26 protein-coding genes are annotated in these 26,347 nt (G+C 32.3%); 6 read left to right on the top strand and 20 right to left on the bottom strand.

Translation table 11 applies throughout. The features are described from left to right. The first annotated feature begins 107 nt into the window (after positions 1 to 107). The 4 genes from OA93_RS14795 to OA93_RS14780 all read left to right on the top strand — a co-directional run bounded on the left by OA93_RS14795 (position 108) and on the right by OA93_RS14780 (position 4,060). Positions 108 to 1,712, top strand: a complete 1,605-nt coding sequence (locus OA93_RS14795; RefSeq protein ID WP_039114166.1) for a L,D-transpeptidase family protein — start codon at positions 108 to 110, stop codon at positions 1,710 to 1,712. A gap of 466 nt (positions 1,713 to 2,178) precedes the next feature. Then, positions 2,179 to 2,679 carry a TPM domain-containing protein gene (locus OA93_RS14790; RefSeq protein WP_039114165.1) on the top strand — a complete coding sequence of 167 codons (501 nt, stop codon included), beginning with the start codon at positions 2,179 to 2,181 and terminating at the stop codon, positions 2,677 to 2,679. Between the two features lie 213 nt (positions 2,680 to 2,892). After that, positions 2,893 to 3,216 carry a hypothetical protein gene (locus OA93_RS14785; RefSeq protein WP_039114164.1) on the top strand — a complete coding sequence of 108 codons (324 nt, stop codon included), beginning with the start codon at positions 2,893 to 2,895 and terminating at the stop codon, positions 3,214 to 3,216. A 280-nt stretch (positions 3,217 to 3,496) separates the two neighbouring features. Next, positions 3,497 to 4,060 carry a DUF6642 family protein gene (locus tag OA93_RS14780; protein WP_039114163.1) on the top strand — a complete coding sequence of 188 codons (564 nt, stop codon included), beginning with the start codon at positions 3,497 to 3,499 and terminating at the stop codon, positions 4,058 to 4,060. Positions 4,061 to 4,114: 54 nt separating this feature from the next. Here OA93_RS14780 and OA93_RS14775 read toward each other — a convergent pair whose 3' ends face one another. The 11 genes from OA93_RS14775 to abc-f all read right to left on the bottom strand — a co-directional run bounded on the left by OA93_RS14775 (position 4,115) and on the right by abc-f (position 14,539). After that, on the bottom strand, positions 4,115 to 5,227 hold the full coding sequence (locus OA93_RS14775; protein ID WP_039114162.1) for a serine hydrolase domain-containing protein: 1,113 nt from the start codon (positions 5,225 to 5,227) through the stop codon (positions 4,115 to 4,117). Between the two features lie 219 nt (positions 5,228 to 5,446). Next, on the bottom strand, positions 5,447 to 6,400 hold the full coding sequence (locus tag OA93_RS14770) for a hypothetical protein (RefSeq protein ID WP_131474481.1): 954 nt from the start codon (positions 6,398 to 6,400) through the stop codon (positions 5,447 to 5,449). Positions 6,401 to 6,410: 10 nt separating this feature from the next. Further along, a complete protein-coding gene (locus OA93_RS14765) occupies positions 6,411 to 7,139 on the bottom strand; it encodes a hypothetical protein (RefSeq protein WP_039114160.1) in 729 nt (242 codons plus the stop codon). Between the two features lie 29 nt (positions 7,140 to 7,168). After that, on the bottom strand, positions 7,169 to 7,978 hold the full coding sequence (locus OA93_RS14760) for a hypothetical protein (RefSeq protein ID WP_039114159.1): 810 nt from the start codon (positions 7,976 to 7,978) through the stop codon (positions 7,169 to 7,171). A 417-nt stretch (positions 7,979 to 8,395) separates the two neighbouring features. Further along, positions 8,396 to 8,722, bottom strand: a complete 327-nt coding sequence (locus OA93_RS14755; RefSeq protein ID WP_035627059.1) for a multidrug efflux SMR transporter — start codon at positions 8,720 to 8,722, stop codon at positions 8,396 to 8,398. 73 nt (positions 8,723 to 8,795) lie between these two features. After that, positions 8,796 to 9,359 (bottom strand): Crp/Fnr family transcriptional regulator, encoded by a 564-nt coding sequence (locus OA93_RS14750; RefSeq protein WP_039114158.1) that lies wholly within the window; start codon positions 9,357 to 9,359, stop codon positions 8,796 to 8,798. 26 nt (positions 9,360 to 9,385) lie between these two features. Then, positions 9,386 to 9,880, bottom strand: coding sequence for a GRAM domain-containing protein (locus OA93_RS14745; RefSeq protein WP_039114156.1), 495 nt, complete (start codon positions 9,878 to 9,880; stop codon positions 9,386 to 9,388). 2 nt (positions 9,881 to 9,882) lie between these two features. Further along, positions 9,883 to 10,686 carry a DUF2314 domain-containing protein gene (locus OA93_RS14740; protein WP_039114155.1) on the bottom strand — a complete coding sequence of 268 codons (804 nt, stop codon included), beginning with the start codon at positions 10,684 to 10,686 and terminating at the stop codon, positions 9,883 to 9,885. Positions 10,687 to 10,944: 258 nt separating this feature from the next. Then, positions 10,945 to 12,075, bottom strand: a complete 1,131-nt coding sequence (locus OA93_RS14735; protein ID WP_039114153.1) for an NAD(P)/FAD-dependent oxidoreductase — start codon at positions 12,073 to 12,075, stop codon at positions 10,945 to 10,947. Between the two features lie 47 nt (positions 12,076 to 12,122). Further along, positions 12,123 to 12,950, bottom strand: a complete 828-nt coding sequence (locus OA93_RS14730; protein WP_039114152.1) for a helix-turn-helix domain-containing protein — start codon at positions 12,948 to 12,950, stop codon at positions 12,123 to 12,125. A 5-nt stretch (positions 12,951 to 12,955) separates the two neighbouring features. Further along, entirely contained in the window at positions 12,956 to 14,539 is a 1,584-nt protein-coding gene (abc-f, locus tag OA93_RS14725; protein ID WP_039114151.1) for a ribosomal protection-like ABC-F family protein, read from the bottom strand. Positions 14,540 to 14,826: 287 nt separating this feature from the next. Here abc-f and OA93_RS14720 point away from each other — a divergent pair, with 287 nt between their 5' ends. Then, positions 14,827 to 15,504 carry a Crp/Fnr family transcriptional regulator gene (locus tag OA93_RS14720; RefSeq protein ID WP_039114150.1) on the top strand — a complete coding sequence of 226 codons (678 nt, stop codon included), beginning with the start codon at positions 14,827 to 14,829 and terminating at the stop codon, positions 15,502 to 15,504. A 215-nt stretch (positions 15,505 to 15,719) separates the two neighbouring features. Here OA93_RS14720 and OA93_RS14715 read toward each other — a convergent pair whose 3' ends face one another. From OA93_RS14715 to OA93_RS14695, 5 genes are all read right to left on the bottom strand, one after another. After that, entirely contained in the window at positions 15,720 to 16,085 is a 366-nt protein-coding gene (locus tag OA93_RS14715) for a hypothetical protein (RefSeq protein ID WP_039114149.1), read from the bottom strand. Positions 16,086 to 16,680: 595 nt separating this feature from the next. Further along, positions 16,681 to 18,327 carry an FAD-dependent oxidoreductase gene (locus tag OA93_RS14710; protein WP_052250020.1) on the bottom strand — a complete coding sequence of 549 codons (1,647 nt, stop codon included), beginning with the start codon at positions 18,325 to 18,327 and terminating at the stop codon, positions 16,681 to 16,683. 40 nt (positions 18,328 to 18,367) lie between these two features. Then, on the bottom strand, positions 18,368 to 20,335 hold the full coding sequence (locus OA93_RS14705) for a thiamine pyrophosphate-binding protein (protein WP_082001826.1): 1,968 nt from the start codon (positions 20,333 to 20,335) through the stop codon (positions 18,368 to 18,370). A gap of 167 nt (positions 20,336 to 20,502) precedes the next feature. Next, positions 20,503 to 21,273 carry an acyl-ACP--UDP-N-acetylglucosamine O-acyltransferase gene (gene lpxA, locus OA93_RS14700; protein WP_039114147.1) on the bottom strand — a complete coding sequence of 257 codons (771 nt, stop codon included), beginning with the start codon at positions 21,271 to 21,273 and terminating at the stop codon, positions 20,503 to 20,505. A gap of 59 nt (positions 21,274 to 21,332) precedes the next feature. Next, positions 21,333 to 21,896, bottom strand: coding sequence for a Crp/Fnr family transcriptional regulator (locus OA93_RS14695; protein ID WP_039114146.1), 564 nt, complete (start codon positions 21,894 to 21,896; stop codon positions 21,333 to 21,335). A 589-nt stretch (positions 21,897 to 22,485) separates the two neighbouring features. Here OA93_RS14695 and OA93_RS14690 point away from each other — a divergent pair. Next, a complete protein-coding gene (locus OA93_RS14690) occupies positions 22,486 to 23,535 on the top strand; it encodes an IS110 family transposase (protein WP_240474735.1) in 1,050 nt (349 codons plus the stop codon). A 128-nt stretch (positions 23,536 to 23,663) separates the two neighbouring features. Here the strand turns inward: OA93_RS14690 and OA93_RS14685 are convergent, their stop codons facing one another. From OA93_RS14685 to OA93_RS14670, 4 genes are read right to left on the bottom strand one after another with little or no spacing between them, the layout of a single operon-like run. After that, on the bottom strand, positions 23,664 to 24,596 hold the full coding sequence (locus OA93_RS14685; protein ID WP_039114143.1) for a hypothetical protein: 933 nt from the start codon (positions 24,594 to 24,596) through the stop codon (positions 23,664 to 23,666). 19 nt (positions 24,597 to 24,615) lie between these two features. Beyond that, the gene (locus OA93_RS14680) at positions 24,616 to 25,467 is read right to left on the bottom strand and encodes a substrate-binding domain-containing protein (protein ID WP_039114142.1); all 852 of its coding nucleotides are present in this window, start codon (positions 25,465 to 25,467) and stop codon (positions 24,616 to 24,618) included. A gap of 53 nt (positions 25,468 to 25,520) precedes the next feature. Beyond that, entirely contained in the window at positions 25,521 to 25,904 is a 384-nt protein-coding gene (locus tag OA93_RS14675; protein WP_039114141.1) for a VOC family protein, read from the bottom strand. 1 nt (position 25,905) lies between these two features. Then, positions 25,906 to 26,346 carry a DinB family protein gene (locus OA93_RS14670; RefSeq protein ID WP_039114140.1) on the bottom strand — a complete coding sequence of 147 codons (441 nt, stop codon included), beginning with the start codon at positions 26,344 to 26,346 and terminating at the stop codon, positions 25,906 to 25,908. Position 26,347: the final 1 nt, after the last annotated feature.

The following is a 26,347-nucleotide window of genomic DNA, read 5'->3' as shown; positions in this document are numbered from 1 at the left end:
GTAATAACTTGTTTTACAGTGTTGTATGTTAAATTTGGTAGGTAAAAGAGTCCCTGAATTTTTACTTAAAAACGTTGCATTTATGTACTACCGTAAAAATTAAAAAAATGAAAACATTATATCCATCTGCTATAATTTTAGGCCTTTGTTTTTTTGTTTCCTCTTTTGGGAGATATGAAAAAAATGACTTAAATGAGATTAAAACTGTTACATATTATAATGGTCAAATTACAAATGGTAATGACCGTTTAGTAGACAAGGAAGTTTTAAATGATTTTTTCGAAAGATATCCTGATTTTAAAAAATATCAAAACGATGTTGTCTTATTATACAAAAACAGATCGTATGGAACGATTTGGTATGATAGAAATAAAATCACTGAATTTGGAAATTTATTATACCAAAAATTAAAAGTTACAGATGAAGAAGGAATACAAATTACTATTCCTTATGAAAATGCAATTGACCAAATTTTTGATAAAAAATCAAAACAAAAACCTTCAATAACTGATACCGATATACTGTTGAGTACTGCTTATATCATTTATATGAGTAATGTATATGGAGGACTTGATGAGGCTGCTGTAAAAAAAACAGGTTGGCTTTTGCCTAAAAAAAAGATATCCTATGATACTTTATTAGATTCTTTAATATCTAAACCTACGTTATTAGAGGTAAATGGAGAACTTCTTTTTGATCAATATTATAAACTTCAGGAAGCGCTAAAAAAATATAGAAAAATAGAACAAGATAATACTTGGCAACCTATTATCACAGACATTCCTTATAAGGATTTGAGACCAGACGCAACTTCGGCAACCATTGGACAAGTCAGGACACGATTATTTGTAATGGGAGATTTAAAGAGAGATTCAGAAAGTAATTTTTACGATCAGGAATTAATGGATGGTGTTATGAAATATAAATTACGTAACGGTTTTAAACCAAACTACATTATTTCTGAAGTTCATATCAAAGAAATGAATATCCCAATTACTGATAAAATAAAAACGTTGATGGTTAATATGGAGCGTTGTAGATGGATTTCTCCTAATCTGGTAAAAGATAAAGAGTATATTATGGTAAATATCCCTTCTTTTGAATTGATTTATGTAAGAAACGGAAAAGTTGAATTGCTTTCTAAAGTCTTTGTAGGAACAGTACTGACTAAAACCACCATTTTTAGCGGAAGTATTGATAAAATTGTTTTTAGTCCCTATTGGACTATACCACAAAGTATTGTAGAAAATGAATTGAAGTCAAAAATTGCTTCAGATAAAAATTATTTGGCTGATCATAATATAGAAATGGTAAATGGTCAGTTGAGACAAAAGCCAGGTCCGAGCAATTCGTTGGGATTAGTGAAATTTATCTTTCCAAATTCAGATGACATCTATATGCATGATACGCCATCTAAAACGTTATTTGATTTTGAAAAAAGAACTTTTAGCCATGGTTGTATAAATATGAGCAAAGCCAAAGAATTAGCTGTTGCCATGCTGAAAGATTATCCGGAATGGACACAAGAAAGAATAGATAAGGCTATGGATGGGACAGAAGAAATAACTTTTAAATTACCTAGTAAAGTTCCAATTTATATTTGTTATTTTACTGCATGGGTAAAAGATTCGGGCGAAGTTAGCTTCTTTCAAGATGTTTATGACCAAGATGCAGATTTGGATAAAATTCTTTTCCCTCTAGTTGAAATATGATAGTATTTTGGAATGACATGTATTAAGATGCGAGTTGTTCAGAACAAAAAAAATACTAAAAAAAGCTCTCATTTTGAGAGTTTTTTTATGGCATTCTAAGTCCCAGAGGGACGATATATTTATAGAAATTTACAAATTCATTTTACTAATCCGTCCCGATTGTTGGGACATGCGCAACGATAGCACCCGATCGCTCGGATATGCGCAATGATAGCGCGGAAATGTTTTCCGTGCTCACAAAACAAATCATATAAACCAATTTAACCTCGTCAAAAATACTGGCGAGGTTTTTTAATGTGTTAGATAATGTAAATCACACCAAATATTCTTTAAACATTTGTTTATTTGGAGAGATGTTGAATAAAAAATGTACGAAAAATCAATTAAATTGTCTTTTGATTGAGTGAAAAATCTATATATTTTGCTATGTTTACCGGCTCAGGTGGAAGTTTTTTAAAAATAAAATATGAAGTTAAATAAATATAGTTTTCTCTTATTTGGGTTGTTGGTATTAGGAATTCTTTTCCCATATCATAGTATATCACAAAATATAGAAATTAAGAACAGAATAGAAACTATATCAGTATATGACTATGAAGCTATTTTTTCAAGCAATGAAAAGAAAGATTTAGAAGAAACAATTTTAAAATTTAAAAGGCTCACTCCAAAAGAAATACTAATAGTTACCACAAATTCTATTGGACCTATGAATGATATGCGTGAATATACTGTTTACCTTAGAGATGTATACACAAAAGATACTGATAATAATGAAATTGTACTTATTGCCATTAGCAAAACATTAAGGAGAATAGCGATTTCAACTAGTGATAAATCAAGGCAAATTGTAAGTGACAAATTATGTGATGAAATTATAAACCAAAAAATGATACCAGAATTTACAAAAGGAAACTTTTTTGTAGGTACCAGAAATGGTTTAGATGAGTTAAGCATGGTATGGAAATAGTTGTTTTTTACAGCTTAAATTTCATCTCCAATCACTAAGGTATGCGTAATTATGACGCTAATTTTCAATCCTAATTATATGCTAGGAAATGATAAAACGTTTCCTCAAAAAGTTAATACATTTTTTAAGTTATGAAATATATGCACAATCTATGGCAGTATATAGAAATGGAATTTTAGTTAGATTTGCATATCAAACAGGTAAAAAAAGATCATGAAAAGTAGAAACATAAAAATAGCAATTGTTATACTTTTTTTGCTTTTTATAATTGATAGATATACTTGGATGCCAGAGAGGTTAAATAATCAAACATGGTTACAAGAAAGTGAACGAGGTTTAGGCGATCCTATTACTTATAAGTGGGATTTCACATTAGTTGGTTCAGAATTAATTTTTAAAGACAATAAAAGTAAAAAGGATTTTCCATATGTGTATCGTAATAGACAAAGTAAATTTTATTTATTAGGATGCTATTTTGGGAATCTTTACATCTTTGATAAAATAAGAAAAGAAATGATAGTTTATTCAGAGAAATAACCCAACCGTTTGGATATGTTTAGTGATAGCGCTGATTAGTAATCTATGCCAATAAAAAAAACAAACTTTCTTATTTAAAACAGACCTTCTAATGAATGCAAACGGCCTAGCCCAGATAATAGCGGCATCCTTTTTATCTCGTTTTTTTCGAGATAAAAAGATATAGCGGATAGCTGGAAAAAGCTCCAAATTTGGCTAAAATGTCTTTTGGGTTTCGGTCTATTTTCCTCAATAAAATATACCTTTGTGGTAAATTGATTATCTACAAAAACATAATTGTATGGATTATGACAAATTTATTTTCTGCCTCGAGGCTGTTCCCGATGTAGAGATTGACGTGACTACCGAAGTGGTTAAAAACTTAGAACAATTGGCTTTTGACCAAGGTATTTCGAGTATTCATAAAACTTGCGATACTATCGAAGGTTTAGAGGATAGCTTAAACGCTTTGCTTTATGATGACCATAACTTTAAGGATTACGAAATAATATATTTGGTGATGCCTGGGGAAGGAAACAATGTGTGCCTTAATGATTATTACTACAGTCTGGAGGAAATAGCCGAAATTTTTGAAGGTAAAATGAAAGGTAAAATTTTGCATTTTGCCAATGCAAAAATATTAGATTTAAGTGAAGAGGAAGCGCAATATTTTCTTGATATTACTGGAGCGAGAGCCATTTCGGGTTATGGAACTGCACTTAAAAAAATAACTAGTTGTAGTACGCTTGACAAAGCTTTCTTTAGTTTGTGTCAGGAGGAAGATGATGTAATTGAGATTGTGGAGGAATTACACCAAAAACACTATGACCTTTGTAAACATCTAGATTTTAGATTGTATTATTAATAGAATCTGTTGGATGCAATTATTAAGAATTGCATCCAACAGATTAATATTTGCTTATTTAAGTTTCTGAATCTGTTCGAATATTTCGTTTAAGGTATCTTTCATGTCTTTTGGTGTGTTTTCGCCACTTTGGTTTGTGATAATAAATACACCCAAATTATATTCTGGAATTATATAAATAAAACATTGTGAACGAGGAACTCCTCCATGATGCATATATAACGTTCCTAGTTTTTCATCTTTGGTTACTCGCCAGCAATATCCTGAGCTAAAACGATCATTAACTTTAACCAATGGGCGGTGAGATTCGGCTACAACGGCATCATTTTTTAATTGGTATTTAATGTATTTTACCATATCAGGAACTGTAGATTTCACATTACCGCCCGCGCCCCAAGGCAATGTTGTCATTTGGGTAGTGATTTCGTCGTAAGCACAATGATATCCTACTGCAAGATTTTTTTGATCCTCTGGAGATAAATTTATCATTGTATGATTCATCTGGGCATTTTTGGCAAAATATTCTTTTAATATAACTTCAAATTGTTTGTTATATACTTTCTCCAAAACAGCTGCCAAAAGTTCTATTCCTGCGCTGGAATAAGAGAAGTTGTATCCAGGAATGGTATCAATTTTTATTTGATGCAGGTCTCTGAAAAAATCTTTTTTGGTGTAATTTTTTAGTGCATTGTTGAGGTCAGTTGGTGTCTCTTTTTTGGTGAAGTTTTTCAGCATTTCATTTACGCTTAAAGGAATCATATTTGGTAAACCACTTGTATGGGTAACTAAATCTTTTATGCGAATTGGGTGGTTGTTAAATATTAAATTAGGATAATCTTCGCTTAAATATTTTTGAACCGGATCATCAAGATTTATTTTTTTATCTAAAACAGCTTTGGCTATTAACGTACCTGTATGGGTTTTGCCTAATGAGCCAATTTCATAAATTGTATTATTAGTTGGTGCATTTGATTTTCCTTTTTCTAATTCTCCATAATGTCCTATAAATTCTTGTCCTTGATATACTATCCCGATTGAGGTAGAATTGATCAATGGTTTTTCGATCATTTTGGTTGCGGCACTATCAACTATAGTTTTAATGGTTGTTTTTTGTGCAATAGATAATAGTGGCAATACTAAAAAAACGATAAGGATTAATTTTTTCATGATTTCTAAATTTTATTGGTTCTTGTTATTTGATACAAATATCCTTTAGATAATTATGGAATACGTACGACAAAAAATAGTCGTACGCATTTTTTTATTTAAAATGAGTTCGACTATTTACAAGAAGGCGTACGAGTAGTTACAAATGTTTGAAAACCAATAATTTTAGATTGTTTTTATAGCTTGGTTTGTATGTTTTTTTAAGGAAGTCTTAAAATTTTATTCTTTGCAATGGTCTTTAAAAATTGATTTTTCTTCGATTAAAAAAGCTTTTTGGAACTTAATAAAAGTATCTATCTTTTTATAAATATAAAGTAAGTTGGTATTATTGTAATCATAATCCTCTGCGTTTTCTTCGCCCGCCACATAGTTTAGTTTATTGATGTAGGCGTTTCTTTTTTCATCTAAATTATAGTTTAGTTTAAAATTAATATCCTCAGTATCTGATTCTCTAATATTATATTTTAGTGTAGATAGTACAATTTTTGGTTCAAAATCGATACCCGAAATTTGCCCGAATTCAGATTCTTTTAAAGCATCATTTAAGTTCTGTTTTTTACTATAATCATCTTCATCCTCGTACATAACATTATCCTTGAATAGGTATGAAAACGCATGATAATTTGGATGGTCACTAAAATGATATACAATAAAATCGTTAAACTTTTCGGTGTTATTATAAGTGTAAATTGTAGGCTTGAAATCTTTAGCTCTTAGATTATCATAGGGAAATGAAGAGAATGATATGGTATCTACTTTTTTAGTTGTTGTATATACTTCGGGAAATTTAATACAATGATGTCCTTTTACATAAACTCGTTGTAGTTTTGGGTTTACGGCACTAAGTTTACCGATATGCATAAATGTTTCTCCTTTGTCTAATCCGTTTGAGAGCATGAATTTGGAGTTTTCTTTTAACTCTGGGGTATATCTTCCGTAAACCTGAAATGATTCTTTAGGAGAGTCGGGAACAAAGTTTACTTCGCCATGTTCTTTTAATGTCCATTTTCCGGTTATTAATGTTGCGTATCCTATTATTACAAATGTACCATCGGGTTTTAGGTAATGGCTTCCACCTCTTAATTTGTAATAACCAACGACATCGTTTGGAGTTTGCGCTTTTGCATTATAATTAGATAGCATAAGTATAATTAGGATAAATATTTTTTTCATTTGTTGTTTCTTAGTGTACATCAATTCCGTTAAAATAGATTTCGGTTATAGCGGTGTCGCTGAATTTATCTCCTTTATAGACTTCGACAATTTCGAATTTTAAAATTAAGTCGGTTCCGTTTTTGTTATGTCCAAAAGTTCCAAGATCGAATATTTGGTCATTTTTATTGTCTTCTAAATTCAGGATTCCAAATACTTTCCCGTTTATACTTAATCGTAGTTTTTTTACTCGGTTATTGTTCTTCCAGGCAGCATCGGATTTTACATATCCGTTAGAGATTATAATTTGTGTAATCCTCGGGCTTTTGTTGTAAAAATAATACTCTAAATATTCTCCAATTCCTTCATCTGGTTTGCCTTCGACCCAAGCGGTTTGGTAGCTTAAATCATTGGCATTTTTTGCTTGGTATTTTGTGTCTTTTTCGGTGTTTAAAGTCGATGATGCTTTTACTTTATAATTTCCGCCTGCGCAATACCAACTACAGCCACCATCTACAACATCCCACATACTTTCTACAACCTCACCATATTTCTGTAATAAAATATCGAGTTCTTTTTGTTCTGTAGCTGTAAGTTTCGATTTTTGTAAAAGTTCGTTTTGACGCTTTATTTCATTGTCGGTCTTTGTGCTTAAATCTACTTTTCGGGTTTCCTTGGGATAAAAGTTTTTATCTGAATTTTGAGCATAAGTAAAGTTTACAATTATTGTAAATAAAAATAGTGCTAAGTGGTTTTTCATAATAGTATTATCAGTTTTGGCACTATTCTTTATTTTTCGGTCGGATATTTTCCAACAGCTGTTATTCCGTTTTCCGAAATAAACAATATTTCTGTTGTAATTGGGTAACCTGAATTCTGATATTCTTTGACTACAGTTGTTCCTATTCTATTTGCGAAGAAATCAAAATCTTTTTCAGAAAAAATATAACAAAAATCTCTTACCGGGATTACTGCGTAAAATGGAAATCCAATATCGGCTTTCAATTTTTCTTTTATTTTTGAGGCAAATAGGAGTGAACTTTTCAGAAATGTTTTTTCAACTTCGATCATACCAAGTTTCCTGTCTTCTATTATTTCAAAATCTATCTTCGTCTTTGCTAGTAGTTCATTAGCGTTTAAATCAGCTTGTTTAATTAAATCTAGCTCGGTTATTTTCCACTTTTTTAAATTATCTGTAGAAATCCAAGTTAGTTTTTCTTTTTCGCTTACTGCATAAATCTTACTAAATTCATCTGTAACTTTTTCAGAAATTAAGTTATTGAAATCAAAATCATTTGGAAATAGCTGGATGTAGACATTATTTTTTGAATCCTCCCAATTTGGAACGTCAGCTGGATAGGATAGATAGGATAGTATAGTTTGAACCAAATCTGTTATATGACTTTCGTCGGAATCTCTTTCGTAATTTCGTCTTACGTTTTCCAAACTTATTTCTAAATTATTTCCGTCAATATTAATATGAATGAGATTTTCGTTGTCAATTGAATCGATTTTTAGACCACTTTGTTCAAGTTGTTCTCTAAATTTTTCAAAAACAATATCTTTTTTTTGATTGTTGTGTCCAGAAAGATCAAGCATAAATATTTAGTGTTATTGTAATTTTAAATTGCCTTATTTTTTTAACAAAGTGTTTTAAAACACCTTCTTATATAAGCTATAAGAAAGGTTTGCAAAGTCTGGTTCTGGTAGACTTTGTATCATAAATACCCTTTTCGTAGGCTAATATAGCACTATTTTTAGTACAAATAATGTACGAAATAATGATAAATTAAGGAAGTAATTACAATAAAGAATAGGAGTGGAGCTAGTATCCTAAAGATTTAGGAATGCGTATGCAATATCTTATGGACTGACAAAAAATAAAAATAAGTGAGAAGAGGATAAACGCAAGAAACGTTTTTAGGAATAAAAAGAAGGGAATCAGGAATGGGACATATTTTAAATGCAACTTAATTTTACTTAAATTAAGTTGCATTTTTTTTACTACAAGTTTCATTAATGTGAAACTGATTTTAATCCGATGATTGAACCAACCAATGTTGCAATAAAGAACAATCTCCAGAAGTTTGTTGGATCTTTAAACACAAAAATACCGACCAAAACTGTTCCAACAGCTCCAATTCCTGTCCATACAGCATAAGCAGTCCCAATAGGTAATGTTTGTGTACTCTTGATAAGAAGCAACATACTTATAATAAGTGATGCCAAGAATCCTCCATACCATAAATAAACATCATTTCCTGTTGCTTCTTTAGCTTTCCCCAAGCACGAAGCAAACGCCACCTCAAATAATCCTGCAATAATCAAAAGAATCCAATTCATATTTTTAAATTTTAATAAGGCAAAGATCCTCTAGCGGATTCAATTAAAATTTAACAAATGATAAAAAATGAATTTATTTTATTTCGGCTCGTATTCGGCTTAAACTTACTTGGGTAATCCCGAGATAGGAGGCAATATGACCAAGTTGTACTCTCTTGATTAAATCAGGATTATTGGTTATTAGTTCGTTATATCTTTCAGACGCTGTTTTAAATTGTCTGGAGATTAATCTTTCTTCTGTTTTTATGAGTTCTTTTTCGGCAAATTTTCTTCCCCAATTTGCAATATGTATATCTTCTTCAAACAATCTTTGTAAATTAATTGTATTTAATTCATACAGATCACAGTCTTCCAGAAGTTCGATATCTTCATAGCCTTTTTGGTTTTCGACATAGCTTTTCATCGAGAGAATTGTTTCTCCTTCTTTTCCAAACCAAAAAGTAACATCGCTGTCATTCTGGTTTACATAAGCTCTTACGATTCCCCTTTTTATGAAATAGATATTTGATTCGATTTTACCAGCTTTTAATAAAATATGTCCTTTGGGGAAACTAACCAAAGTAATGTTTTCCTCCAAGGTTTTTCTGGAGCTTTCTGGCAGTTTAGATATTTGATCAAAAATAAGGTTACTGTTCATTTAGGGGTGTTGTTCTGGGATATTGTTTAATTGTTTTTTATGGCTTTTTCGATCTCATTTTTCCAAATTTCTCTGTTTGTTACAACAAATCGTTCATTCATACCATTAGAAGTGATTATAGATAATCCGTTATTAACGATTCCTAATGTTTTTTCAAAATGGGTTTCGGTTATACTTTTAATATCAATTACCGTTTCATGCTTTTGAATAAAGTTTAGCATATTGGTTTGAAAAATAAGCTGATTATCTGTTAGGTAAAGATTCCCACCAACTGTTACTCCATCTTTATAATGATTTGCACGTCCTGAATATGCTACGTTTTTTAGTTGTTGAAATTTTACTTCTTGATTTGTTATATGTGCAAACATTTTAAAATAAGACATTAAAGTCATCATAATAAAAACAAAAATAGCACATACAATAAGTACATCATTATTAAAGTCTTCTGTAAGGGTTATGTATAAACTTAGAAGAAGGCTTGTTACTAATCCTAAAACAATCGAATATTTAAATCTTTTCATATTTAATTACTAAGAACAGGAATAATATGCTCCCAGTTTAATTGTTTAGCAATGTCTAATGCTGTTTTACCTTGACTTGTTTTCATGTTTTTATCTACACCAGACTCTAATAAAAGAGTTATAGAAGTTAAATTTCCAGCAACGGTTTCAGTATGTAATAACGAGAATCCTTCTTCATCCTGATAAGTAATTTCGTCGGGATTTTGCTTTAAGAAATCCTGGAGTTTTTCTTTCATGTTTTTGCTCATAGGATGTTCTATAAGGTTTTCTGGCTTTTCTTTTTGCTCGTTAACAAGAAGCACTTCATTGTAATCTCCAAAATCTAATCCCCAGGCTTTATCATGATCTTTTCTTTCCTGATTTGTCATTTCTGAGCGTATTGCCTGAATAGTAAATCCTCCATATGCTCTAGGTTGAGGCGATGAGAATAGTTTTGAAAGCCCTTTTGGCGAACTACCTTGAATTGCAAATAACCAATCGCTAATTTGGTTTAAAGGAACTACAACTTCGTCTCCGTTTTCGATGTTTGTTAATTCGTTTGGATCATTTATTAAAACACCCTTTATTTGTTCACCGTCAAAAGAGATATCGTTAATCCACATATGTTCTACAATAGGATGTTCATTTCCTTCTACATCTTGAGAGAAGGCTACTTTTACGCACGCTACGGTTAATGCAGGTACAATTCGGCGGTATTCCCAAGATAATTCTCTCCAAAAATATTTAAATGTTTCTTGAGCATTTTTAAAAGCTTCTATCATTTTTGGACTATCTCCTTTGGCAAAGAATATTTCTTGGTTTTGCATTTGTTTGAATATTAGATTATTAATAAAATAAGTAAACTCAATTTAGTTTGAGTTTGTATTAAAATGTAATTTTTGTATTGCTAATATATGATTATTTTATAATTAATAACAAGCGATTTTTTGACTAATACCACGTTTTTGACATAAAAAAACTCCCTAATTTCTTAAGGAGCTTAATTTTATAGATTGCAATTAGAAGGCAAGAAGATTTAATTTTTTTATTGGAACTAGTACATTTATTATTGGATTGAATGAGATTTATTCATAGAATTTCAGGAATGAAAAGTCTGAACCATGCATGGCTATTTCGTTCTGGCTTGTTTCTTGTTGCGCTTCGGTTGCATAAATCATCATTTTTTGTTCATAATCATTGATTGCTGCTTCTATGGTTTCAAATTTTCCATTAGTCAGATTATCAGATAAAATTAATGCGTCTAATAATCCTGTATTTGCGCCTTGACCAGCAAAAGGAGGCATTATATGTGCAGCATCGCCAATAAGTGTGATAGGCAATGAGCGGTTATTTTTCCAAGGTTTTTCTAAAGGTATTCTTCTCGTTGGCCATAAAATAAAAGACGATGTAGCGCTAAATAATTGTTTATAACTGTCATGCCAATGGGCAAATTTATCGATAAGGTATGTTCTTACACTTTCGGTATCTTCGGGGTTTAATCCAGTTTCTGGATTCCAATTTTCAGGTGTTTTAAAAATTACATTGTAGCTTAATATATTGCCATTCTTAGGGTTTGCTACTAGCGAATTACCTTCGGCTGCAATCATTAGTATATTATCATTGCATAATTTGTAGAACTCGTTACAGGTAATTTCTGGCTCAGAAACATCACCTTGTATAATAAGCGTTCCTGTGTATTCTATTTGGGCATCTGTTACATGTTTTCTCGCTTTAGACATTCCGCCATTGGCACCAATAACAAAATCTGCGATTACATCTTTTTCATTTTCAAATTGTAAAAGCCATTTTCCGTTTTCTTCTTTAATATCAGTAAATTTTCTGTCCCAAATTAAGGTATCATTTGCTAAACTATCTAGTAGCAATTTTCTTAAATCATTTCTGTTTATCTCAGGATTATCATTTCTGTTTTTGGCAGTAGGTTTGTTAGAGAATAGCACTTTGGCTTGCTCGTTAGCAACGGTTCTTCCCATGGGTGTTCCCATTGCATAATACTTTTCGAGCAATCCTGCTTTTTTCATTGCTTCTTGGCCAGAACCTTTATGCAGGTCGAGTGTTCCGCCAGAAATCCTTGTTTGTGCGTCTTTGTCTCTTTCGTAAACAGTTACATCTATTCCTTCTTGCTGTAATAATCTTGCCATGGTAAGACCGACTGGTCCTGCACCTATAATGGCTATTTTTTTATTTTTAAGTAACATGATTTTGTATTATTAATTATCATACAAAATTCAATAATGTTAGTAGGTTAGGATTGTATAAACGCGACAAAATCATTACTTAAGGTTTCTTTCTTTGCCTTTCGTGCAAATGCCGCTGGTGTAGTGCCACTATAGCGCTTAAATTCTTTACTTAGATGAGATTGATCGGTGTAGCCAAATTCATGAGCTAAACTGGCAATATTCGAATTTGGATTGTCCCATAATTGGTTTCGTACTTGCTCAAACCGCATGAGTCCTGATACGTCTTTTACACTATAACCAGAGGATTGTTTAAACTTTCTTTCTAAAGTACGAACTGTTGCATGTGCAGCTTCGGCAACCTGACTTACGGGTATAGAACCGTTTGCTTTATTCATAGCAACTCCAGCTTTGTATAACATACTGTTAGTAGGGATTTGCGATTGTGCATTCAGAAAGTATTGCTTTACCAGAGTTATGGCGCCATCAATTTTATTACTAAGTACTAAATCTTTTAATACTGATTGAAGTTGATTAATAGGATGTTCAAATGCTTGAACTCCGTTTTTTCCAGAGGATAATCCTAGTAAATCAAATACTGTCCAGGGATAACATCTTATACCAATAATTTCTAAACAATCTTTGGCATAAAAAAGAACCGGTTTATTAAGTAATCCTATCAAAAAAGGTGACGGGAGTGGCTGTAAACTTCCATTATAAGATATGCTGCAGGTGCTGCCGAAATAGAAAATTATTTCGGCATAACCATCTGGAACTACTTCAAAACTAGTTTCTAATTCTCCTAAATTTCTTTTGTCATACCAAAAACATTTTATGGCAGCGAGCAATTCTGTAGGAGATTCAAATTCTTGATGTTGTACTTTTAAAGATTCCATATATTTTACAATAAAATTGTTCGCTCAATATTTATTTGTTCCAAAAAGTATTCGTCGTGTGATATAACGATTAATGTTCCTTTAAACTCATTAATTGCTGCAGTTAGGATCTCGATGTTCTGAATATCAAGGTTATTTGTCGGTTCGTCGAGGATTATACTATCTGGCGACTGATTGCTTATTGTTAGACAACAAAGCATCAAACGCATTTTTTCTCCACCACTTAATACATTGCAAGGTTTATCCCAATCTTCTCTAGTAAATAAGAAACGGTTAAGCCTCATCTTGATTTCATGCTCTTGTAATGCGGTGGTATTAAATTGTTGTGCTTGTTCGTATACTTTAAGCTGATTGTCTATAAGCGAATAATCCTGATCTATATAAACTGACGTATTTTCTGCTCGGGATAATGTACCTGTTTTTGGTTCTAATTTCCCCAGTATTAATTTTATCAAAGTGGTTTTTCCTGAACCATTAGATCCTTTTAATGCAATGCGTTCGCCACTAGTAATCTGAATATTTAGGTTTTGTTTCCAAATAAACTCATTATCATAGCTATAATTAATTTCTTTGGCATTAAATAGAATTTTGCCTTTGTGTAATGACGAATTATCAAAACCAAATTTCATTTTGTCTATTTCTGGCAAAGCCGAACGTAATTCTTGCAGTTCATGTGAGATACCATCAATCTTTTCGGCATGCATTCCTTTTATTTTCGAGGTACTATTCTCAGCATTATTTCTTAAGGTATTTATCATTATTCGGGCTACACCAGCTTTTTCCTGTTTCTTTTTGCCACGAGCGTCTAGTTTTTGTTGACGTTCCAGCGTTTCACGTTCTTTTTCTTTGGCTTTTCGTAACGCTTTTTCTTTACTATGTAAATCCTGATTTAGGGCGTTTTGTTCTATTTGCTTTTGCTCAGCATAAAAATCATAATTGCCACCATAAACACTAATACCTCGCTTACTTAGTTCGAAAACGGTGTTTAAAAGATTTAATAATTTTCGGTCGTGACTTACTACAATTAAAGCGCTCGATGTAGACTGAATAAAATCATACAATAATTGTCTGGCTGTTACATCAAGATGATTACTGGGTTCATCCAACAGCACTAATTCTGGCTGATGAATAGAAATACCAGCAAGGAAAACCTTTGTTTTTTGTCCTCCGCTTAAAGTTTCTATTTTTTGTGATAAATCTAAGTCTGTTAATTGCCAATATTTTAAGGCATTGTTGCAGCGTTCCTCGATTGTCCAATCATCATTTAATGCGTTAAGATTATCGGATACGTTTCCTTCCAGAATCTCTTTTAGAGCGGTTAGTTTTTCCTCAATTTGTAATGCCTGAGCAATTGTAAGATCATTATACTGACCAAATATTTGTGGTATATAATAAGGTTCAGAGCCGCATCTTACTTGTCCGTTTGAGGGTTGTAATTTGCCTGCAATGATTTTAAGCAAAGTCGATTTTCCTGTGCCATTGTTGCCTATTAAGGCGATTTTTTCGTTAGTATTGACAGTAAAGTTAATAGTGTCAAATAACAATTCCTTGTTGGGATGTGTATATGAAATGTTTTGTAGAATAAGCATAATTTCTTTCTTTTGAGATGAATAAATTAAGCAGACTCGATTTGGAGTCTACCTTCTTGATTGTCCGAAAGAAATTATTTTTCACATATAGTGTTGCTTTAATTTTGAGATTACAAAGATACATTTTTTTGTTTAATAGGGCATATAATATGATTTTGGAGATAATTCTGCTGTCATTTTTTTCTTCTATTATTTTAAGAAAAAGGATAACAAAGCTATATAATTCAATATCTCAGCTATAAAAAGTATAAAAATAAGTTATATTTACAACAATAGATTTTATGTATATGTATGAGGAATTAAAGTATTGGTATTTGCGTGATCACAAATTGTTTGAAACATTGAGTTTTAGAGAAATAAAACAATTATGTATTATTACTGGTTTTAAAAAAGCAAACAAAGGAGAAATTATTTATTTTTCTTCTTCTGATGTGCCTCGTATTTTTTTGTTGAAAAAAGGGAATATCAAAATTGTTTCTGTTGATGAAGGAGGCAATGAAAATATAAAGGATATTATCCAGAAGGGAGATTTATTTGGAGAATTAAGTCTCGAAACTGATGAACAGACAAATGAATATGCCAAAGTACTCTCTGATGATGTTACAATATGTAGTTTTTTGATGTCAGATTTTGAAGACTTATTATTGCGAAATCCAGCTTTGGCGCTGTCTTACACTAAATTTGTCGGGCTAAAAATGAAACGTATCAAAAACAGTTATTCTAATCTGATTTCTAAGGATGCCAGAACCAGAATGATTCAGTTTCTAAAAGATTGGGCAGCAAAAGAAGGTGTTCAGTCTGGAAACTCAGTTAGAATAGAGAATTATCTAACTCAAAATGATATTGCTCAAATTATTTGTACTTCAAGGCAAACAGCCACACAACTGATTAATGAATTAGAAACAAATCAGATTCTTGTTTATAACCGAAAAGAAATTTACATACAGGATATTACTAAATTATAGTTATTTGTTTGACGATTAATTTAGTAGATATTTTGATTTGAAAGTGTATTGTAGCTTTATATTATTTATTAAAGCAATATCGATTGCATTTTGTACAGCGTAATAAAATTGTAAATTTTTATGTTTTGTTTGAAATAAAAAAGCTCCTTAAAATGAATAAGGAGCTTAAAGAATTATGTTTTTTTTAGGTTGAAAGCATTAGATAAGTTCTAGGTTTATTTCTTGTCTAATGTTAGTTTCATTTCTTCACCATCTAATATTAATTGATCTTTTTCTATAGTACTTACAAAAGGGTAGGGAGTACCTACTTCATCTTTAATAATTAAACTTTTTCCTGCTTTGTATAGAGCAAATGTTCCATTTAATTCTGAATCTAAATACCCGGTTACTTTTCCATCTTTTGTAAACGTAAGATTTCCTTTAGTGAGTATTATGTTTTTGATTGAATCTGTAAGTGGTTTTTTGACCTCTACATTGGTAACTTTCCAGGAATTAACGAGTGTATTTCTTCCTTTATGACATGAAATCATTAATATTGATAATAAGGCAATCCCGAAGATAAGCAGTGTAGATTTTTTCATAGTTTTTTTGATTAAAAGTTAAACATGAAAAGTTACAAAAAAATAATATTCAATCAAATAGCTAAAATAGTTTTTTTTAGACTAAAATATCTGTTTGTTAGAGAATTAGTCTTTTCTAGGTTCAAAGGAACAAAGGTTCTGAGGTACTAAGGTTGAAAAAAGAAAACAAAAACATAAGGTAAGATTTTGCCACAATACATGCATAATCTTGTCACCCTGACTCAGGAAGGGTCTCCGCTAGTAGCTCGACAAAAAGAAGAACAGTATTTGATTTAGATGATAATAAGTTAGCATATAACACAGAGTAAATACTCTCATGTTAAATAGAGTAAAGGCTCATTTTTTTCTTGAATTGTTTCATTGGATAATTGAGTTATTTACGGAGACCCTTCCTGAGTCAGGGTGACAAGTTTGAGGATATTTGGATACAATTAACCGCAGAGGACGCAAGGTTTTACGCAAAGTCCACAAAGCTTTTCAGAGCCTTTGCAACTTTGAACCTTTGCCTCTCAGAACCCTAATAAAAAAAGCCCAATTCAACAGAATTGAGCTTTTTTGAGTATAAAAAGGGGGGGGCAAAATTAGTTGTTTAGCTTTATAGAGTAGCTTCTTGTTGTACTGGGGTTTTACTTTCTACAGCAATGAATTTTGTTAGCATCATGTCTGCGGTTTGTAATGCTCCTTCAACCCAGCCTTGTCCATCAGAATAAGCTTCTCCACATATATATAAAGAACAGTTGTCTATCGGGTGGATAATTTTTTCTTTTACTTCCCAGCTTTTTACTCCAATATTCCAACTATTCCAACCACCTCCAAATGGGTCTTCTCCCCAGTCACGGAACGATGCGTTCTTAACTGCTGGTGCATAATCGACATCATGTATTTGTTTTAACTGACGGCTTAATTCTTCGACCATTTTGCGCGGAGCCTGATATTGATGCCAGGTTTGATTTAAAGCTTTACTTAAAAGAGATTCTGTTTCTGAATATTCTCCAATAAACGGATCGTCCAGAAGTTCGGCATGTGAGATGCCTTTTTTCCAGGCTTTTTTACGTTGAGGTCTAAGTCCATCCCAGAACCCGATATTCGAACCATCATCATAACTTGCTAATAGCATTGATTCTCCACTTACTGAAGGATGTCCGTTATTTAATGGCCAATAATAAGTTTGTCTTATTGGTAAATCGGTAACGGTTCTTCCAGATTGTAATGGAACATATTCTCCTTCAGAATCATTATATCCTGCATTTCTCCACCAAGGACTTGTATAGGTCGTAAATATTTTAAATAATGGTCGTGGTGTTACACTGCTTATAAGGGATTGAATTTCCTGTAATCTAGGCGAAGTATTGGTTAATAAGTCTAGCGAACGACGTGGCATTGCTAATATTAATTGTGTCGCCTCGATTATTTCGCCATTTACAGTAAGTTCAAATAAATTATTTTTAGACTCAAATCCTTCGAGTTTGGAATCTAATCTTATTTCGCCTCCATCTGCTTCGAAGAAGTTTGCTAATGAAATCGGAACTTGTTGGAATCCATTTTTAAATCCTTTATATACAGGTTTAATACCAAAATCTGAGAGGTACCACGGGATTGCATCAGCAGCATTCCAATTGACTAATGTTGAGTTATATCCTCCGGAATCGATACTAAATTGATATGCTTCACCGCTAATTACGCGATAGAGCAGATTCCAAAAACCTAATTTGTATAATGGCTCTCCTTCAAAAGTAGCTTCCTGACACATTTTTAAACGCTCTTTTTCCGTCAATTCCGTATTTGTTATACCCGGAACCAATTGTTCGATTGCATTTACAATTATGGCTCCAGAAGTATTGCCTTTTTCTAAAAAGGATAATTTATAAGGTACTTTGTCTGGTTCGCTTGTAAAATCAGATAAGCGCAGGTGCTCTCCACGCAAATAAGCGATGTTTTGTGGCTGATCTACTGGGAAATCATATAACTTGATTTGATCCTCCTGAGATAATTTTGCATTAATATCATCTATTAATTTTACAATTAAATGTTGTGTGTTTTCAAGAATTCTCATTCCGCCTAACTCTGCTACCATATTAGGAATTCCTGGGGGGATTACAGATAATAAACGCCCTCCAATATGATCTCCTCCTTCAAAAAGAACAATCTTTTTGTTTGGATATTTTGTTTTTAGTTTCCATGCGCTGTATACGCCCGAAACACCTCCACCAACTATGGCGATATCAATTTTTTCGTTTTCCATTTTGTTATATATTTATGTTGTTTTCACAACGATTATTTCTTTAAAAGAATGATGGTAAATTAAGTATTGTACTTTCGTTTTCTAGAAGGTCAGTGTTTTTTAAAGATGCTTTCATGTTTAATGAATTCCCTCTTAATGAATCTTCCAGAGATATATTTAAGGTTGGTTGTAACGCATATCGTTTATCGACCAAAAAGGTTGCATCATTAGATTTTATTTGTATTGGTGGTGTGTCCGATGCAATACGCATATCTAGTATATAAGAAGTATTATTGGTTAAAACGTGATTTATTCCTCTCTCGACAGCTTCTTTTACTGTAGCGGGAGTAAGAACAACTTCGCCATGTTCTCCACCAAAAGCTTTTGCCAGATTCACAAAATCCATTTTTGGTCTTTCTAATCGCAAATAAGAGGGATCCATAGTTTTAGGGTTCCATCCATATCCAGGAGCTTTACCATAGGCAGCAACTACTTGTTGTAAGCCTAACTGTAATGTATGGTATTCGTGATTATTGGTAATGATATATAAGATTGGTAATTTTTCGTGCGCTGCTGTCCACCATGTTTGCGGATAGAATAAAGATGATCCATCGCCAATGGCATTAATGACTAATTTAGTACCAATTCCTTGTGAAGTTTTGTCTTCTAGTTTAATTCCTAATGATGCTGGCATTGACCATCCTAGTGAGCCTCCTGCGACACAATAATAACTAATAGGTTTTGCTCCTTTGGTTCCAAAAGGTAGATAATACTGAAATGGAGCTCCATCGGATACAGCTTCGTGTACATAGACAAAATTATCGGCTAAGTTGCGATCTTCTATAGCTTCTTTTAATGCTTTGGCTATAACAACTGCCCAGATATCTGGCTCATTCATAGCTTTTTCATGATACAGATCCCATTTTTGAGCACGAACAAGATCTAAGGCCTTGAGTTTTTGATTTCTTGCATCGGCTTCTTTAGGTCTTTGCGGGGAGATATAATTGTTTAGTATTGGCAATGTGGCTTTAATATCTCCTAGAATGGCTGTTTCACCATAAAAATTCTTAGCTATATCCCAAGTGTTGTTTGTAAGATAGGCTAGTTTTACCTGTTCTGGTATAAGCGGTCCATCTGAATATTTGAATACTGCTACTTGTGCCTGAGCTCCAAAACCGATTAAAAAAGCTACGTCATGGTCTTTAAAAGCAGCTTGAACTCCTGCTTGACTTCCTGCTAATTCTCCTTGCCAGTGATAGTCATTGTTAGGGAAGTTTGCTACACTACTAAATGATTGTAAAACTACAGGTGCACCAATTAATTCGGCTAGGTCTTGAATTTCTTTCCAGGCATCGGCATATCCTACTGCATCGCCAGCTACAATAAGCGGGTTTTTGGCTGTAGCCAATAAATTAGCAGTTTCTTTAATAGACTCATCATCTCCTGTAAAGTGTGGAGAAATACGGGTAACTCCTTTTATTTTTTGATTTTCCTCGATGGCTACCATTGTAAATTCCCATGGTATAGAGATAAAAACTGGACCATTTGGCGGCGCCATAGCTTCTTTAAAGGCTCTTTGTAATACAAGTGGCATTTCTTCGGCTGTGCGCACTTCATGAGCCCATTTTGTGTATTGTTTGGCAAGATCTACTAAGTTTGATGCTAGTAATGGTTCTTGTGTTACCAGCTCGTTCTGTTGCTGACAACAAAGTACTACTAATGGCATTTGCGATCGATGAGCGTTAAAAAGATTACCAATACTGTGGGCAATTCCTGGTGTTACATGCACTATAAGTACTCCTGGCTTACCTGTCATTCGAGCTGAACCCATTGCAGCTCCAATAGCAATATTTTCGTGTAAACATTCTATATACTTAACTCCATTTTCGGGGTAAGAGGTTCCATCTATTAGTGGGATTTCGTTGGTACCGGGAACACCAAATATGTAATGGATTCCTAAATCTTTGAGAATATCAAATAAATAATCTCTGGTCCATCGCGTAGGTGGGGCAATAGCGTCTTTTTTCATTTCTTTTTGATTTTTAGCGTAGGTTACTAAATCAAAGATAGAAACAAGGTTTTACAGAAAATTGAGTATAAATACGTGTTTTATAATTAGTTATTTTATTTTTTAGAATAAAAAGGTAATTGTTTTAATATAAAGAATAGAAGTTAATGTTGTATTTCGAAATTTTATTAGATATTACCTTTTATAATTCCTCTAGCTGATTGTTTTATAAAGTGTATGATTTTATCGCGTTCTACAGTTTGTTTAAAGTGGTTTTCAATTAATTCTAAAGCAAGGGTTGTATTTTTCTTTTCTTGAAAAATAATACGATATATTTCTTTGAGTTCATTTAATTTTTCGGTTTCAAATCCTCTCCTTTTTAAACCTACAGTATTTATGCCCACATAACTCAAAGGTTCTCGAGCTGCCATTATGTATGGAGGAATATCTTTAACAATGCGACTCATGCCACTAACCATACTGTGCTCACCAATAACTGAAAATTGATGTATTGCAGTTAATCCACTAATATTAGCCCAATTGCCTACAATTACCTCTCCAGCCATCCCAACACTAAATCCTATAATACAATTATCTCCAATCAGGCTATCATGACCAATGTGTGCATTAGACATTAATAAATTATTATCTCCAATTATAGTTTTTTGTTTGGATATTGTCCCTTTATTAATGGTTACAAATTCTCGTATAATATTGTTATTTCCGATTTCGAGTGTTGTGTTTTCTCCATTATATTTTAAATCTTGTGGTATTCCTGCCAACACTGCTCCTGAATGTATTTGGCAATTTTCGCCAATTCTTGAGCCATTTAAGATACTTACATTATTACCAATCCAAGTATTATTGCCAATTATGACGTCACTTTCTATAGTAGTAAAATTTCCTATATGAACATTTTTCCCAATATTGGCTTTCTTTCCTATTATTGTATTTTTCACTTTTGCTTTATTAGTTGGCAAATGTTGAAAAAATATAAATGATTTTGATTGATGTAATATCAATTAATTGAAGCTCTTATTCGGCTTAAGGTTTCTGGACTTACATTGATAAGGGAAGCAATATGTTTTAATTTTGCTTTTTTTATGATGGAAGGAAATGAATGAAGTAAGTACATATATTTTTCCTGAGCACTCATTAGTTTATATGAATGATGGAATTCATTAAGTTTAGAAAGATATAGTCTTAGTAGTTTTATATGAAATTTTGCAAATAATGGATATTCTAATAAAAGTTGCTCATCAGTATAAGATAAGGAATATAGTATAGTTTCTTCACAGGCTTGAAAGATTTCGAATGATGGTTTTTGTTCAAAAAAACTACTTAATGATGTAACGAACTGGTCGTTGGTATAAATCCATTTAGTTATTTCTTCACCATCATCAAGATAGAACCTACGGACTAATCCTGATTTTATGTAACTGATTTTTGAGCATATTTTTCCTTCTTCAACAATAAACTCGTTTTTAGCATAGGTTTCCTTGACAAAGCATTTTTTGATAGCTTGTTCGGTTTCGAAATCTAATTCTTGTAGCGTATTTATAAATGCAATTAGTTCGGTCATTTTTTACGAAGTTTTAGGAATCATCTTCCAGGTAATTTCTAGCACACTAAAATACTATTTAAACTGATATTTCCATAAAATCTCTAGCCCAGATAGCAACGGCATCCTTTTCTTTGTTTCTTTAACAAAGAAAAGATAGAGTGGAGAGCTGGAAATAGCTCCTTATTCTTCTCCCGTTCCGAAAAAATCTCACGTAAAGACGCTAAATAGAAATGACAAAATTGTAGAGAAATTGTGCGCCCTCTGCGGTTAATTTTTTTGCTACAGATTAAAAGATTAAAATGATTTTTAAAAAAAATACTTAGCGTTCTTTACGTATTTCTTTGTGAACTCCTATGTTTGCAAAGTTAATTTATAAGTTTTTACTTTTTTAAATTTGCATTATTAAAGTGAAAAGGAATGAGAGTGCATTTGTGTCTAAATAGTTCTTAGAAACATATTCTCGCAAAGAAATTACCTCATTCTTTTTTATCTTTTAGAGTCTGAACAGAATGTAAGGAATTAAGCATTGCTTAATATCCAGAATATCCAATCAGGAGAAAAGACGAAGGAAGATTCATCACTTTATATATTAAATTTCAAAAAGTAAATGATGGGTAAAATTGTAAAACAAGTAGCAGGAATTGATGTAGCTCAAAAAGAATTGGTAGAGACTTTAGGGCATCTTTTAGATGATTTTTCTATAGAATTATTTGCCTATAAACTTTTCAAAAACAGCGATTCTGGTTTTAAGTCATTGGTTGATTGGGCAAACAAATTAACAAACAATGAAATTGATGTTCATTATGTAATGGAAGCTACAGGTGTATATCATCAAAAGTTTGCTTATTTCTTAACTGACAATAATTATAGGTTAAGTATTGTACTGCCTAATAAAATCAGTAACTACATGCGAACTTTGGAGTTAAAAACCATTACAGACAAAAGCTGTTCTCAGGCAATTGCTCAATTTGGTTTAGAGCGAAAATTGGATAAGTGGTCCAAACCTAAAGTTACTTATAAGGAATTGCAGCAGTTAACCAGGGAAAGAGATCAGATTGTTCAGGAAAGAAGCATTATCAAAAATCAAATACATGCTGAAATCACGGAAGCTGAACCAAACCAGAAAAGCATGGAAAGAATGCAGTCAAGAATACGATTTTTGAATTCACAGGAAAAAGAAATTAAAGAGGATATTAACAGCATTGTAAAAGAAAATCCGGATTTAAGACAAATTATAGACAGGATAACAACCATACCAGGAGTTGGGGAACTAACAGCTGTAATTGTTTTGGCAGAAACAAATGGTTTTGAGCTAATCAGGAACAAATCTCAATTATCCAGTTATGTGGGACTGGATGTAAAAGAAAAACAATCTGGCACATCAGTAAAAGGCAAGCCGAGAATATCTAAAAAAGGAAATAGAGCCTTGAGAAAATCAATGCATTTACCAGCTCTTACTGCAGTAAAATGGGATGATAATTTTAGGGAGACATATGCGAGATTGGTATCAAAACACGGAATCAAAATGAAAGCCTTGGTAGCTATTCAAAGAAAAATATTGCAATTGATATATATCTTATTCAAAAATGAAACAATTTATGACAAAGATTACAAAATAAAAAATAGCGTGAAACACATAAGGTTTAACACGCTATAGAGACTAGCTCAATGACTGTCTTGAAAACAAAAATAATAAAAATTAAGATTTAAATTGGAAATCAACACAGAATCTTTGCGGTTAAATCGCTCGGGTTCTCTACGTCGTAATTGACAAACTATAGGGTTTTATTTAAGTGTAAGTTCTCCTAGAATTTCTTCGGACATGAATGGTCCTCCGGGATATTTGGCTGTGTAATCAAGGTTTAGCCATACTTGTCCGCGTTCATCGATATGATAATGCAATGTTTTCTTGTAGCTTTCGTTTACAAAAAGGACATTTTTAATCAAGTAATTTACTTTTTCGAGGTCTATCATTGACCCAATTAATATTTCGGGGTAAATATGTCCTTTGGTATGAATAAGCCTTGGTGTGCCTCCGATAGAGCGTACAGCTGCCGCCATTAAAATAGAATGATCGTCGCAATCGCCCGAAAAATACATTAAGGACTCACTTGCTGTAGCAATATAATCACCTTCTTTGGGATCATTTACATAATTCCATCGGCTATTGATTTCTTTAAAAACAGCAAAACATTGTATTATGGTTCTATAATCCGAATATCCTTTGATGTTCTTAAAATGTTTAGACGTTGCCATTATAGCAAAATTCCTCACTTTAGGATTTTGATATTCTATGGCATTAATAATCTTAGATTTGTTAGGAAACGGAAGCAGTTTGGCAACAATAATATCCTGAGGATAAGGATTATCGGACATGGTATAGATAATCGAATTGTAATCTTCGGCAACTTCGCTAAAGCCATAATTGCCCAAAGCGGTTCCGTAAAACAAGATTATGAGGTATAAAACGATACAAATAATGATTATCGTTTTTAATTGCATTAAGAGAAAATAGAGTGCTACGAGAACAAATATAAAGAGTAATACTCTATCGAAATTAAAGGGCCAGTTGAGGTCGATTAAATTTTGGTGCAATATGATAAAAGTAGGAAGCGTGATTAAAAAACTCAATAGCATAATAATAACCTGATTCCAAGGTGATTTTACCTGAAGGCTACTTTTAAGTTTTATTAAGTCAATTTTTCTATTTTTTATCATAATGCCCCCTAAGCAATTTTTAAAGAACTTTTACCGTTTCTACAAAAGTACCTTTTTTATCAATAATACTCAGTTCAAATAATTGATTTTGAATTTTATTAAATGTTTTTTCATTTAATGGTTTTTGTGACCATTGTGTTAGTTTTAACCATTCTTGAATATCTTCGACTTTTTGCTCAAATAATTCGGCTAAAGTTCTGTCTATGCTAGGTATTGACTTGAAATCTTCGGTTGTGGCGTTTATAACTTCCAAAATTGAAGCAATTGCCTTTGGATTCTTTTTGAGTACTTCGTCACGCACAGCAATTACAAATGATGGCCATGGAGTAGGACAGTCGGTTATGCGTCTGAAAATGCCTTTATCGACTAATGGTTTTGTCATGAAACGTTCCCACATAAAGTAATCGGCAGTTTTATTTGTTAGTGCTTCGACTGCGCCATCGATAGTGTTTACGATTTCGAATTCCAGATTATCTGTTTTCCAACCTTGATTATTGGCATTTACGTAAGCCATTAATTGTGATCCTGAACCTAAGCGGGAAATTGCTACTTTTTTGTTTTCTAAATCTCCGATGGTCTTATAATCTGATTTTGCCGCAACGTGTATTCCCCAAATTAAAGGCGATTGCACGTATACTTGCACAATTTTGCTTGGGTTTCCTGCAGCTATATCTTTTACGATTCCTTCGGTTAATATTACAGCAATATCGGTTTCGCCATCGCGAAGCATTTGGCACATTTTGCCCGTTCCTTCGGGAACATCTGTCCATTGTAAATCGATTCCCTCGTTTTCGAATTCGCCATTTTCAATACATAAATGCCATGGTAAATTAAAATGCTCGGGAACACCTGCTATTTTTATAGTTTTCATTTTTAGACTACTTAGATTATTAGATTAGTTGGATTGCTTGACTTTCTGAAAGTTTATTTAGCCTTTAATGGTGAAATTATAATGCGAAAACCATCTGGATCAAGAAACATTTTTCCGTTTTCTTCCAAATTCCAATATGGGTTTTTAGCCGTTATAAAAGATATGTTATTATTTAAAATGTTAATTACTAATCGATTATATTCTAAAATTGTTTCAGGATATAGCACTATGGCATCGTCTTCATCTGAAGTATGATTGGCTTTATCATTTGACTTTGTAAATTCAAAATGCCAGCCTAAATCAGGTTTCCCGATAAAAGCTCCATCATAATTATTATGATTTTCAAAACCTCCTAGTCTTTCAAATCCCAAAATATTGACATAGAAATTTACTAGTTTTCCTAGATCATTTGTATGGCGAGCAACTCTTAAAGTCATGCTATTTTTTTATTTGATTAATATGATGTTCCAAATGCTCAACGTAATCTTTCATCAAGAAATCGAGGTTAATCATAGAACCATCACTTAATATAATTTTGTAATCGAGTGCTTTTTCATCAACAGATTTAAACAGTCTAATAATTTGCTTATTTATCGAGTACCAAAGCTGTATTAACTCCTCCATATCTATTGTTTGATATTGGTTTATGTTAACCAAATCTTTCTGGTTGTATGGCCTGTGATGATACGGCTTTGGCAGATAATTTATCTCTGTAAAACGAATTAAATTATGTATAGATGAATCTACAAGATGTCCTAAAATTTCTTTCTTTGACCATTTTTCAGGAAGTTTCTTTTCTAAAGTTTCTTTGTCTATAGATCTTAAGTATTCTGAATTTTCATGGAGCAATTTTTCGAACTTGTAGATTGCATTTTGCATA

Origin of the sequence: Flavobacterium sp. KMS, from assembly GCF_000813005.1 — a bacterium.
Lineage (GTDB): Bacteria > Bacteroidota > Bacteroidia > Flavobacteriales > Flavobacteriaceae > Flavobacterium.
The sequence above is the reverse complement of the archived record's forward strand: the minus strand, read 5'-3'. Positions and strand labels throughout refer to the sequence as shown.